13 protein-coding genes are annotated in these 12,198 nt (G+C 68.1%); 8 read left to right on the top strand and 5 right to left on the bottom strand.

The genetic code is table 11. The features are described 5' to 3' along the window. Positions 1–961: 961 nt before the first annotated feature. Positions 962–3,016, bottom strand: coding sequence for a chromosomal replication initiator protein DnaA (dnaA, locus tag IE195_RS04080; protein ID WP_229826074.1), 2,055 nt, complete (start codon positions 3,014–3,016; stop codon positions 962–964). 778 nt (positions 3,017–3,794) lie between these two features. Between dnaA and rpmH the strand changes: the two genes are divergently transcribed. From rpmH to IE195_RS04040, 8 genes are all read left to right on the top strand, one after another. Next, positions 3,795–3,938: a 50S ribosomal protein L34 gene (gene rpmH / locus IE195_RS04075; RefSeq protein ID WP_014909187.1), complete on the top strand. Its 144-nt coding sequence runs from the start codon at positions 3,795–3,797 to the stop codon at positions 3,936–3,938. A gap of 120 nt (positions 3,939–4,058) precedes the next feature. Further along, the gene (gene rnpA / locus IE195_RS04070; protein WP_191267978.1) at positions 4,059–4,544 is read left to right on the top strand and encodes a ribonuclease P protein component; all 486 of its coding nucleotides are present in this window, start codon (positions 4,059–4,061) and stop codon (positions 4,542–4,544) included. Further along, positions 4,541–4,855 (top strand): membrane protein insertion efficiency factor YidD, encoded by a 315-nt coding sequence (yidD, locus tag IE195_RS04065; protein ID WP_191267977.1) that lies wholly within the window; start codon positions 4,541–4,543, stop codon positions 4,853–4,855. The genes rnpA and yidD overlap by 4 nt, the downstream gene beginning before the upstream one ends. 24 nt (positions 4,856–4,879) lie before the next feature. Further along, positions 4,880–5,818, top strand: coding sequence for a membrane protein insertase YidC (gene yidC / locus IE195_RS04060; protein WP_191267976.1), 939 nt, complete (start codon positions 4,880–4,882; stop codon positions 5,816–5,818). Positions 5,819–5,962: 144 nt separating this feature from the next. Further along, entirely contained in the window at positions 5,963–6,451 is a 489-nt protein-coding gene (locus IE195_RS04055) for a Jag family protein (RefSeq protein WP_191267975.1), read from the top strand. 428 nt (positions 6,452–6,879) lie between these two features. After that, the gene (gene rsmG / locus IE195_RS04050; RefSeq protein ID WP_191267974.1) at positions 6,880–7,611 is read left to right on the top strand and encodes a 16S rRNA (guanine(527)-N(7))-methyltransferase RsmG; all 732 of its coding nucleotides are present in this window, start codon (positions 6,880–6,882) and stop codon (positions 7,609–7,611) included. A 74-nt stretch (positions 7,612–7,685) separates the two neighbouring features. Beyond that, on the top strand, positions 7,686–8,645 hold the full coding sequence (locus IE195_RS04045) for a ParA family protein (RefSeq protein WP_373295630.1): 960 nt from the start codon (positions 7,686–7,688) through the stop codon (positions 8,643–8,645). Between the two features lie 85 nt (positions 8,646–8,730). Continuing rightward, positions 8,731–9,705 (top strand): ParB/RepB/Spo0J family partition protein, encoded by a 975-nt coding sequence (locus IE195_RS04040; RefSeq protein WP_191267972.1) that lies wholly within the window; start codon positions 8,731–8,733, stop codon positions 9,703–9,705. Between the two features lie 285 nt (positions 9,706–9,990). On the opposite strand, the gene trxA is transcribed toward IE195_RS04040, so the two are convergent. The 4 genes from trxA to IE195_RS04020 all read right to left on the bottom strand — a co-directional run bounded on the left by trxA (position 9,991) and on the right by IE195_RS04020 (position 12,193). Next, on the bottom strand, positions 9,991–10,314 hold the full coding sequence (trxA, locus tag IE195_RS04035; RefSeq protein WP_191267971.1) for a thioredoxin: 324 nt from the start codon (positions 10,312–10,314) through the stop codon (positions 9,991–9,993). Between the two features lie 54 nt (positions 10,315–10,368). After that, positions 10,369–11,301: a thioredoxin-disulfide reductase gene (gene trxB, locus IE195_RS04030; protein ID WP_191267970.1), complete on the bottom strand. Its 933-nt coding sequence runs from the start codon at positions 11,299–11,301 to the stop codon at positions 10,369–10,371. Positions 11,302–11,364: 63 nt separating this feature from the next. Next, positions 11,365–11,775 (bottom strand): hypothetical protein, encoded by a 411-nt coding sequence (locus IE195_RS04025; protein ID WP_191267969.1) that lies wholly within the window; start codon positions 11,773–11,775, stop codon positions 11,365–11,367. 118 nt (positions 11,776–11,893) lie between these two features. Next, entirely contained in the window at positions 11,894–12,193 is a 300-nt protein-coding gene (locus IE195_RS04020; protein ID WP_225942592.1) for a hypothetical protein, read from the bottom strand. Positions 12,194–12,198 lie beyond the last annotated feature (5 nt).

Genomic DNA, 12,198 nt, shown 5'->3' with positions numbered 1-12,198 from the left:
CGTCACCTCGATCTCGGGGCTTTGTCCACAGATTTGACGCGGAGCTGTTTTGAAGCCCCCTCTTGGTTAATCAAGGTGCGTAGTAGTAGTAGGGCCTGTGGATAATGTGGATAACCATCGTTTCCGCAGGTCATCCCGCGAATTTTTGTCCACAGGTCCTGTGGATGACCCTGTGTATAACTCGGCCTCCCTGTGGACGGAACAGAGGGCCCTCAGGTTGTCCACACCTCGTCCACAGGTTCGTCCACAGGTTTTCCCCAGGTTGTCCACAACAGCCTGTGGTTCGGTGATCCGATGACCCATGGTTGCGTCCACAGGGAGACCCCCGGTTACCCACAGGCTCGGGGTAGTTGTCCACAGATTATCCACAGGGTTGTCCACAGATTTGATGCTCTTCCTGTGGATAACTTGGCCGAGAAGCGCGAAAAGTTTTTTTCCGAACCGCGCGCAGACCTCGCGAACCTGGACAAACAGTCTGTGCACAGAGTTTTCCACAGGCCCTCGGCGAACTACGAACCCCGATCGTTGTCACGGTCTCCGACCAGGCTCCTTCGAGAGCGGTGTGGGCAGGGCAACAGACGCTGGAGGCCTGGGGAAACAGGGGAAGCAGGGCGTGTCCGGCACGGACAGTGCCGGACGGGTACGACACGGACGCACCCGGCCTCACGGGAGCAATGACCACACAAGCCTGTGGATAACTCGGTGTGGGCGGTTGAACCCCGGGGGGCGGGACGGCTCAGGGCCGCCTGCTGAGCCGTCGGGCCGGTACCGGCCACCGGAGGGAGGCGGGTCGACGGGTAGAGCTGTCGACACGGAGACACATCGACAGCGGCCGGGCCCGGGACCCGGGCCCGGAGGAGCAGAGGGGGCCGCCGTCCTCCGTCGGACGCGGCCCCTCTGTGCACCTTCGGCGTTCCTGCGCTCCCCTGCCCCCGCCCCGGAGTTCCCGCGCAGGGCACGGTCAGGTCAGCGAGGGCTGGTCCTTGATCCGGCTGGTCAGTTCGTGGACCTGGTTGTAGATGGAGCGGCGCTCCGCCATCAGGGCACGCACCTTGCGGTCGGCGTGCATGACGGTGGTGTGGTCCCGGCCGAACTGCTGGCCGATCTTGGGCAGGGAGAGGTCCGTGAGCTCACGGCACAGGTACATGGCGATCTGCCGGGCCGTGACCAGGACCCGGGACCGCGACGTCCCGCACAGGTCCTCCAGGCTCAGCCCGAAGTAGGCCGCGGTCTGGGACATGATCGCGCTGGCCGTGATCTCCGGGACCTCGGCGTTGGGGACCAGGTCCCGCAGGACCTGGCCGGTCAGGTCCAGGTCGACGGACTGCCGGTTGAGGCTGGCGAACGCGGTCACCCGGATGAGCGCGCCCTCCAGCTCACGGATGTTGGTGGAGATCTTGCTGGCGATGAACTCCAGGACCTCCGGCGGGGCGGCCAGCCCTTCCTGCGCCGCCTTCTTGCGCAGGATGGCGATCCGGGTCTCCAGCTCGGGCGGCTGGACGTCGGTCAGCAGGCCCCACTCGAACCGGCTCCGCATCCGGTCCTCCAGCGTGGTCAGCTGCTTGGGCGGCCGGTCACTGGAGATGACGATCTGCTTGTCGGAGTTGTGGAGCGTGTTGAAGGTGTGGAAGAACTCCTCCTGCGTCTGCTCCTTGTTCTCCAGGAACTGGATGTCGTCCACCAGGAGTACGTCGATGTCCCGGTACCGGCGGCGGAAGCCGTCCGCCTTCCCGTCCCGGATCGAGTTGATGAACTCGTTGGTGAACTCCTCCGAGCTCACGTACCGCACCCGGGAGCCCTCGTAGAGCCGGTGCGTGTAGTGGCCGATCGCGTGCAGGAGGTGGGTCTTTCCCAGCCCGGAGCCCCCGTGGATGAACAGCGGGTTGTAGGCCTTGGCGGGGGCCTCGGCGGCGGCCACGGAGGCCGCGTGCGCGAACCGGTTACTGGAACCGATGACGAACGTGTCGAAGGTGTACTTCGGATTCAGCCGCGCGTGCTCGCCCGGCGGGATCTCCGGGGAGCGCCCGGGGGGAGAGGCGGGGGAGTTGGCGGCCCCCTTCTCCTCCGACGGCTCCCGTGCAGGTGCCTGGGCCTCCTCGGCCGGCTGCTCCCGCCCCGGGGCCGGACCCTCGGGGCCGGGCGCCGCGGGCTCCGGCGCGGGAGCGGTCGCGGCCGGGGTCTCCCAGCGGTTGGGCTGGTCCCAGGAGGAGTCCCCCCAGGCCTGCTGCTGCCACAGCTGTTCCTGGGCGGGTTGTTCCCAGCGCGGGGAGCGGGAGGAGGGGGGAGGCCCCTGGGCGCCGGGCGCGGACGCCTCCGGCGGCGCGGGGTGGGAACGGGGGCCCTGGGGGTGCGTCTGCTCGGGCCGGGGCCGCGGGCTCTGCACGTGCTGCCCCTGCGCCGACTGGTCCTGGTCAGGTGCCCAACCCCCCGGGGCCGCGTACCACCGGTCACCGTTCTGGGGCGCGGGGTGGCTGGGCGCGGCCTGCTGTTGGGGCTGTTGGGGCTCCTGGGCCGGGGGAGCGGTGCCGAGCAGGTCGGCCTGGGCAGCCTGGGCTCGGGCGTGGCCGGGGTGCGCCCCCAGGGCTTCGGAGGGGTGCGGTTCGGCCGGGCGTGCGTGCTGGCCGCGGGACTCGTGCGCCGTGCCCTCCTGGGGAGAGGGCTCGTGTGCGGGGGGTTCGGAGCGCGGCGCGGTCGGGGCGGGACCCTGCGAAGCGGGGAGGGGGCCGTGCGCTCCCGGCGCCCCGCCGTACGGTGCGGGGGTCGGCGGCGGGGTCGGCACCGCGGTGGGGTCCACGGTCACCGCGACCCGGATCTCCCGGCCCAGGTGTGCGGAGAGGGCCTTGCTGATCGCCGGGTAGAGACGTGTCTCCAGGACCTTCTTGGTGAACTCGTTGGGCGCTGCGATCAGCGCCGTGTCCTCGATCAGACCCAGCGGACGGGTCTGCGGCAGCCAGGCGCGCTGGTGCGCGGGCAGGGAGTCGTTGTCGATCCCGTCCAGCACGCTTGACCAGACCATTGCGAGGTTGACCTGTGCTTCAGCCAAGGTGACCTGCCATGGTTGCTGTCCCTTCGGTGCGGATCTGTTCGGTGCGGATTGGTAGCGGTGAGGGGACGGGGGAGGTTGGTACGGCCTGTCACGGGCACGGTTGAGCCCCTGCGGGGCCCGCCCCTCCCATTGTCCTCCCCTCCAGGGGGTGCCGGGGCAGGGAGTCAGGGGGTGTGGTGGGTTCGTCTGGTCGTGCGGGGCCTGTGGACAGCGGGATCGATCAGCAGCAGCCAAGGGTTTGACTACCTCTGGGTATCCACAGCATCAGAGGGTTGTCCACAGGTTGTGCACAGGTTTATCCACAGGATGACAGCTGACTGTGCACTCTGTGGGGTTATCCACAATTTGCAGGTCAGAAGGTGTGTAAAGCGCTCGTCCACAGCTTCTGGGAGGCTGGGGGCGAGGCGAGGGGAGAGTTATCCACAGGTTGAGGTTATCCACAGGACACGCCCCACTGTGGAAGTTGCGCCCCCTGTGGACAACTGGTTGTCCACAGGGGTGGGGGTAGGCTGTGCGCAGTGGTGTCCGCCACCGGCCGGGCCGCGCCCGGCGGACTCGGGACCCGGTCCGGCGGGCGGTCTGATTTGACCACGGCCCGACCAGGTCGTATCTTCTTTATGCTTATGCCGATGATTCTGTCCGCGCTCATGTCCGACATGAGAGCGCGGCATCGACACATGCACAGCAAGGCCCCGCATATCCTGGGGGTCTGTCGTAGTACTTTCCTGACACGCCCCTGGAGCCAGTAGTGAGCAAGCGTACGTTTCAGCCGAACAACCGGCGTCGCGCGAAGGTCCACGGCTTCCGGCTGCGCATGCGTACGCGCGCCGGTCGCGCCATCATCGCCTCGCGTCGTCGTAAGGGACGCGCCGCGCTGACCGTGAGCCACTAGGGCCACGTAAGCCTCAAGTCTTCACTGGGACCGGTCCGGCCTTCTTGCCGGTCGGTCCCTTTGTCGTGGGGCACGGATCCGGTAGTCGAGGGCCGTGCCCCCTCTCCCGGAGGAACGCCGATGTTGTCGCCGGAGAACCGGATGCGTCACAGCGCCGAGTTCGGAACGGTCATGCGCTCGGGCCGGCGCGCATCGCGTGAGGCCCTGGGCGTCATCTACCTCGCCCCCCGACAGCCGTCCGACCAAGACACCGACGCCGCGGCACCGCCGCGCGTCGGTTTCGTCGTGAGTAAGGCGGTCGGGGGAGCGGTGGTGCGCAAACGCGTACAGCGGAGGCTGCGCCACCTGATGCGGGCACGGTTGGCTGTTCTGCCAAACGGTAGCCTGCTGGTAGTGCGGGCCAAGCCCTCTGCCGCGAACATGCGGCAGCAGGATCTGGCAGTACAACTCGACAGCGCGATCGCCGCGGCGCAGCGGCCCCGGGGGGCTGCCAAGCGTCGTCGGGGCCGTGGGGGCCCGCGCCCCGAACCGGCCGAGTCGGCGAGGAGCGAGGCAGACGGTGACCGTCGCCCACCCAGGGGCGGAGAACGGTGGGCGAAGCAATGACCGAGCACAGACCGACGTCGTTCGCACGGCTGCTGATCCTGCCCATCCGTGGTTACCAGCGCTTCATCAGCCCGCTCTTCCCCCCGGTCTGTCGTTTCTACCCTTCGTGCAGCGCGTACGCCGTCGAGGCGCTCCGCGTGCACGGAGCCCTGCGCGGGTTGTGGCTGGCTGTCAGGCGTATCGCCCGCTGCCATCCCTTCAACCCGGGGGGTCTTGATCCGGTTCCGCCGCCCAGGGGGCGCGGGAACGAGGAGTCCGAGGAGTCTGCGGGCGGAACCGGGAACACCGGCGCCGCTTCCGGGGACCAGTAGTTTCACTGAACTAGGAGTTGGCCGGTGCTGGACTGGCTTTACAACATCGTCGGCTGGACGTTGGTCCAGATCCACGCGGGTCTGTCCTTCGTCGGCCTGAACCCCGACAGCGGGTGGGCGTGGGGCCTGTCCATCGTGCTGCTCACCGTTGTCATGCGGCTCCTGCTCGTTCCGCTGTTCGTCAAGCAGATGAACACGCAGCGCAAGATGCAGGAAGTGCAACCGAAGATCATGAAGCTTCGGGAGCGCTACAAGCACGACAAGGAGCGGCTCCAGAAGGAGTCGATGAAGCTCTACCAGGAGAGCGGGACCAACCCCATCATGGGTTGTCTCCCCCTCCTCCTGCAGATGCCGGTGTTCTTCGCACTGTTCAGCGTGCTGCGCAGCGTCGCCGAAGGCCAGGCCCGGTACGGCTTCACCGAGGAACTCGCCAACAGCGCCCGCGAGGCGCTGATCTTCCACGCTCCGATCGCCGCGCAGTTCAACACCACCCCGGAGGAACTGCGTCAGCTCGGCGCGACCGACCCCGTCATGGCGAAGATCGTCATCGCGATCGCCTGTGTGGTCATGGGCACCACGACGTTCCTGACCATGCGGCAGAGCATCAAGCGCAGCATGGCGCAGCAGCCCGACAACCCGATGATGCAGACCCAGAAGATCATGATGTACCTGGCGCCCGCGTTCGGGCTCTTCGGTCTCGCGATGCCGGTCGGTGTGCTCGTCTACTGGGTCACGTCCAACGTCTGGACCATGGTGCAGCAGCACTACCTCTACCGGAACCAGCCCCTTCCCGGTGACGGGGACCAGTCGGGCAAGGGCAGCACCGCCAAGGGCTCGGCCAAGGGCATGCTCGGCCGGAAGAAGGCCCCGGAAACCGCTCCGGAGCCCAAGGAAGAGCCTAAGATCGAACGTAAGCAGCCGAAGAAGCAGCCGCGCTCCAAGCGCAGCGGCGGGCCCAACTGAGGGCCTTCCTGTTTCGTGTCGGCGGCGACGACTTTCTAGTACGCAGGCGACAATGCCCCTGAGGCGTACGGCGGCCAGGGACTGACGGATTGAGGAGACGGGATCGCTGTGGGAAGTAGCGAGGAAGAGAGCGGTGGCGTAGCGGTGGCTGAGGCACCCGAGGCCGGAATCGACATCGAAGCCCTGGAGAACGAGGGTGACATCGCCGCGGACTACATCGAGGGCCTCCTCGACATCGCGGACTTCGACGGCGACATCGACATGGACGTCGAAGGGGACCGCGCGATGGTCTCCGTTGTCGGCGCGACCCTGGACGAACTGATCGGTGACGACGGTGAGGTCCTGGAGGCCCTCCAGGAGCTGACCCGTCTGGCCGTGCACCGCGCGACCGGGGAGCGCAGCCGCCTCATGCTGGACATCGGCGGCTACCGCGAGGGCCGCCGCAAGGTGCTCTTCCAGATCGGCACCGAGGCCGCGAACAAGGTCAAGGAGAGCGGGGAGATTCACCCGCTGGAGCCGATGACCCCGTTCGAGCGCAAGGTCGTGCACGACGCGGTCGCCGCGGCCGGTCTGCGCAGTGAGTCCGAGGGCGAGGAGCCCAACCGCTACGTGGTGGTGCATCCAGCCGACTAGCGTTTCGGGTGGCAGATGTCAGGGGCGGTGTTTCACGTGAAACACCGCCCCTTCGTTGTGCGGGGCGGACTCTCGACACGGATGGCGTGGAGAGCGGACACGGGCGCGGGGCGGACCGCGGGGGCGGGGGCCGCGAGGGGTGCCGGGGGTGTTTCACGTGAAACCCGGGTGCGTCCCACACATAGGATCGTCTCCGGGGCCTTCCCGCCCACGAGCCGTTCCGCCCCGGCACTCCGGGACGACGCCGCGAGTGGATCCGCGAGCCACGCGGTCCGTGCGGGGGGAGGGGGCAACCCCGTGCGTGCGGGCGACCGTGATCCTCCGCGCGTTTCCCACGCCGGTCGACAATGCTCCGAATGGACAGGTCGACATGGCGACCCGACGGTTCATGGAAGTGATGATGGACGAGTTCCGACAGGTGGTGACCGATGACCTCGGGCACTGAGGAGCCCGGCGCTACGCTCCCCGCCCCGCCCCCGCAGGCCGGAGCGGTCTTCGGCGACACCTTGCCCACGGCTGCGCGCTATGCCGAACTCCTCGCGGACGACGGGGTGCGCCGGGGGTTGATCGGCCCCCGTGAGGTGCCCCGCCTCTGGGAGCGACACCTCATCAACTGTGCTGTCGTCGAGGAGTTGATCCCCGAGGGGGCGGAGGTGGTGGACATCGGATCGGGTGCTGGGCTGCCCGGTCTGGTGCTCGGTCTGCTGCGCCCGGATGTCAGGGTGACCCTTCTGGAGCCCCTGCTGCGACGGACGGTCTTCCTCGACGAGGCTGTCGAGACACTCGGCCTGGCCAACGTCGAGGTTCGGCGGGGGCGTGCCGAGGAGGCGCACGGCGAGCTGTACACCGACTTCGTCACCGCCCGCGCGGTCGCCCCGCTGGGCCGTCTCGCCGGTTGGTCGCTGCCGCTGCTCCGCAAGGGCGGGAGCCTGTTGGCCCTGAAGGGGGAGCAGGCGGAGGCCGAATTGGCCGAGGCGGAGAAAGACGTTTCGAAACTGCGTCCTGGCGTCTGCGATGTGATCAGGGTGGGTCGGGGTAAAGTCGATCCCGCTACCACGGTCGTTCGCGTCACGGTGACATCCGACGGTGGTCCGCCCGCGCCCGGAGGATCCCAGAAGAAGGCGCGGAGCGGCAAAAAGAAGCGCGGACGGAAGAGGTGAACTCATTCGTGCCCCAGAACCCAGCCGACAACGCCGGTGTTTCACGTGAAACCCCGGCGGGCGCCTATGGAGACCTGCTCGATGTTTCACGTGAAACAGCAGCGGACTCCACGGCGGGCCAGCCCTCTGTTTCACGTGAAACACAGAGTGGTGACACGGCCTCCGACGGCGTCCCCGACACTCCTCTTGCCCGCGCGGCCCATGCCGCGATGGCGGTTCGCGGGCACGAGGACCACTGGCCCCGCCCCAAGGCCTGCCGGGTGATCAGTGTCGCCAACCAGAAGGGCGGGGTGGGTAAGACCACCACGACGGTGAACATCGCCGCCGCCCTGGCCATGCACGGGCAGCGTGTCCTCGTGGTCGACCTCGACCCGCAGGGGAACGCGTCCACCGCGCTCGGTATGGAGCGTGACACCCAGACCCGGTCGATCTACCACTGCCTGGTCGAGGACGAGGAGATCCGGAAACTGGCCCAGCCGGTCCCGGACATCCCGAACCTGTGGTGCGCCCCGGCCACCATCGACCTCGCCGGGGCCGAGATCGAACTGGTCTCCCTGGTCGCCCGGGAGGCTCGGCTCAAGCGGGCCTTCGCCGCCTACGACACGTCGGACCTCGACTACATCCTCATCGACTGTCCGCCTTCGCTCGGCCTGTTGACGGTCAACGCGATGGTGGCGTGCGACGAGGTCATGATCCCGATCCAGTGTGAGTACTACGCACTGGAAGGGCTCGGTCAGCTTCTGCGCAACGTGGAGCTGGTCAAGTCGCACCTGAACACGGGCCTGTCCATCAGCACGATCCTGCTGACGATGTACGACGGCCGGACCAGGCTCGCCCAGCAGGTCGCGGACGAGGTGCGTTCGCACTTCGGTGAACTCGTCCTGGAGACCCTGGTGCCGAGGAGCGTCCGTGTCTCCGAGGCGCCGAGCTACGCGCAGTCGGTCATGACCTACGATCCCGCGTCCACCGGTGCGGTGGCCTACCTGGAGGCGTCCCGTGAGATCGCCTACCGGGCCGAGAGGATCTCCGGCTGACGCCGGTTGTTTCACGTGAAACACTCCGCCCGGCCGCGCTGCGGTCGGGCGGAACAGCACGCAAGGAGTGTGGAGGGAGTTGCCGGTGAGCCAGCAGCGGCGCGGACTGGGTAAGGGGCTGGGGGCGCTCATCCCGCAGGGGCCGACGGCCCCCGCGCCGGTGGAGAGCGTTCCCGAGGTGGAGCTGTCCGCCCCTGAAACCCCCGAGGTCCAAGGGCCGGCGGAGTTGCCGGACGGGACCTACCTGGAGGATGTCGAGCTCGCCTCGATCACCCCCAACCCCCGTCAGCCCAGGACGCACTTCGACGAGGAGGCCCTGGAGGAGCTGAGGGACTCGATCGTCGAGGTCGGTCTGCTTCAGCCCATCGTGGTTCGCAAGCTCGAGGGCCGCGGCGAGGACCGATACGAGCTGATCATGGGGGAGCGCAGGTTCCGGGCGAGCAAGCTCGCGGACCTCGACCGCATCCCCGCCATCGTCCGCAAGACGGACGATGACGAGCTGCTCCGGGAGGCGCTCCTGGAGAACCTGCACCGGCAGCAGCTCAACCCGCTGGAGGAGGCGGCCGCGTACCAGCAGATGCTGGACGACTTCGACACCACCCAGGAGGAGCTGGCCCAGAGGGTGGGCAAGTCCCGCTCGCACGTCAGCAACACGCTGCGCCTGCTCAACCTTCCGGGGAGGGTGCAGAACCGGGTGGCGGCCGGGGTGCTCAGCGCCGGCCACGCTCGCGCGCTGCTCTCGATCGATGATCCGGAAGCGCAGGAACGACTGGCTCAGCGGGTCAACAACGAGAACCTGTCGGTCCGGGCCCTGGAGGAGATCGTCGCCCTCCGGGAGATCCCCGGGGAGGAGGGTCCCGAGGGGGAGAAGCCCCGCCGCTCCTCCGCGGGTAGGATCAGCAACCCCCCTCAGGTCGAGGAGTGGGCGACCCGTCTGGGCGACCGGCTCGACACCACGGTGAAGGTGGACATCGGCCGGAAGAAGGGCAAGATCGTCGTGGAGTTCGCGACGATGGAGGACCTGGAGCGGATCATCAGCCAGATGGACCGGCAGGACTGACCCTCCACCCGGGCGTTGGCGGTGTTTCACGTGAAACACCGCCAACGCCGTATGCGGGCCCTTCGCGTGCACCCCCTGTTTCACGTGAAACAGGGGGTGCACGCGAAGGGCCTCGGCGGTCCGAGCCGCCCCGGCGCCCCTCGCCCGCCGGGGTGTCCCATGGAGGGGTGGCACAGGGGGCGTGGGGCGGTGTGGAGCGAGTGGGCCGAAGGCCGGTCGCATGAGAAGACGAGAGGCCCCCAGGGGTGACCTGGGGGCCTCTCGCGGGTTCGGTGCGGTTCCGGGTTACAGGAACTCGGCCAGTTCCTTCTCCAGGAGGCGCTTCGGCTTGGCCCCGATGATCTGCTTGACGACCTCACCGTCCTTGTAGACGTTCATGGTCGGCAGTGACATGACGTTGTAGGCGCGCGGGGTCTCGGGGTTCTGGTCGGTGTTGAGCTTGACGACATCGATCTTGTCGGCGTACTCCTCGGCCAGCTTGTCCAGGACCGGGGCCATCTGTTTGCAGGGGCCGCACCAGTCGGCCCAGAAGTCCACCAGGACGGGCTTGTCGCTGGCGAGGACGGTCTCCTTGAAGGAGGCGTCGGTGGCGGTCTTAACGGTGGACACTGCTTGGTTCTCCTTGGTTCGACGAAACCGGTGGGAAAGAGGACGGGGGAGGGGTCAGTTGCCCATCTCGGCGAGGTGGCGCTCGGCGTCCAGGGCTGCGGCGCAGCCGGTGCCCGCGGCGGTGATCGCCTGGCGGTACTGGTGGTCGACCACGTCGCCCGAGGCGAAGACACCGTCGAGGTTGGTCCGGGTGGACGGCGCGTCCACCTTCACGTAACCCTCCTCGTCGAGCTCGACCTGCTTCTGGAAGAGCTCCACGCGCGGGTCGTGGCCGATGGCGACGAACAGGCCGGTCACGTCCAGGGTGCTGACCTCGTGGGTCTTGTTGTTGATCAGCTGGAGTCCGCTGACACGGTCCTTCCCGAGAACCTCGGTGATCTCGGTGTCCCAGAGGAAGGAGATCTTGTCGTTGGCGAAGGCCCGCTCGGCCATGATCTTGCTGGCGCGCAGCTCGTCGCGTCGGTGGATGACCGTCACGGACTTGGCGAAGCGGGTGAGGAAGAGCGCCTCCTCCATCGCGGTGTCGCCGCCGCCGGCCACGGCGATGTCCTGGTCACGGAAGAAGAAGCCGTCGCAGGTCGCGCACCAGGAGGTTCCCCGGCCGGACAGCGCCTTCTCGCCGGGGACGCCCAGCTCGCGGTAGCCGGAGCCGGTGGCCAGGATGACGGTGTGCGCGAGGAAGGTCTCGCTGCCGACGGTGACCTCCTTGACCGGCTTGGTCAGGTCCACGTCGGTGACGTCCTCGGGGACCAGTTCGGCACCGAAGCGTTCGGCCTGCTTGCGCAGGTTGTCCATGAGGTCCGGGCCCATGATCCCGTCGGGGAAACCGGGGAAGTTCTCCACGTCGGTGGTGTTCATGAGCGCACCACCGGCGGTGATGGACCCCTCGAACACCAGAGGGCGCAGTTCTGCGCGCGCGGCGTACACGGCGGCGGTGTAACCCGCCGGTCCGGAACCGATGATGATGACATTGCGGACGTCACTCACGCTCGTAGGCCCTTCACACAGTCGCTGTCCTGGCCACGGGGGCGTGACCGGAGGGAAAGATGCTTAGCACAACCGATGGTAGGCGCAGGGCATTCCCCCTCGGGTGTCCGCCCGGCGCGCGGCGGGCGGGAGATGGGTCTCAGCGGCGGCGTCCGGTGCGGTCGGCCCCTCGGCGGACGGCCGGGGCGACCTCGCCTGCGGCGGCCCCCACGGGGCGTTCGTGACCAGGACCGCCACCGGGCCGAAGGGGTTGGTGGTCGGCCCCCGGAGCTCTCCCGTGAAGAACGGGGACAGCGCCGCGCTCAGCACGATCGGGAGGACCCCGTAGGCCGAGTCCGTGTACACGAGGGTGAGGAAGGGGCGGGGGACACGTGCCACGACCACCGCCACGATCCAGGTCGCGGTGGCGGCCAGGGTCGAGGCGATCTGCGCCGGCGGTGAACCGATCGCCTCCGAGACCCCGGTGGTGCTCATCAGGGGCGGACCAGGGCGAGCGCCTCACTGAGCTCCTCGCGGCAACCAACTGACCTCACGTGTTGCGACGACAGTTGGAGTTCGCCGATGGTTGCCCGGGGTCTTTCTGCGTTCGGGGTCAGGGCGGGCCGGGGTTGAAGACGGCGTGGCTACCCACCCGCCGCCAGATCACGTGCGGCTTGCCGGGAAAGCGCTCGTCCCCGTACTCCCATGTGGCTCGACCGTCAGGGGCCCAGGTCATCTCGTACACCCCCGGGGCGCCCTGGACGCCCTTGACCCGCAGGCCGGGCCGGAACTCCCCCTTCTGTACGTCGGGCGCGAACTCGCCCGTGACCACGAGCCGAAAGCGTGCGGCCTGTTCCCTGGTCAGTTTCTTGAAGTCCGCCTTGAAGCGGGGGGTGGTAGCGAACGTGGCCAACTACT

Source organism: Nocardiopsis terrae (assembly GCF_014651695.1).
In the GTDB taxonomy this organism is placed as follows: domain Bacteria; phylum Actinomycetota; class Actinomycetes; order Streptosporangiales; family Streptosporangiaceae; genus Nocardiopsis; species Nocardiopsis terrae.
The sequence above is the reverse complement of the archived record's forward strand: the minus strand, read 5'-3'. Positions and strand labels throughout refer to the sequence as shown.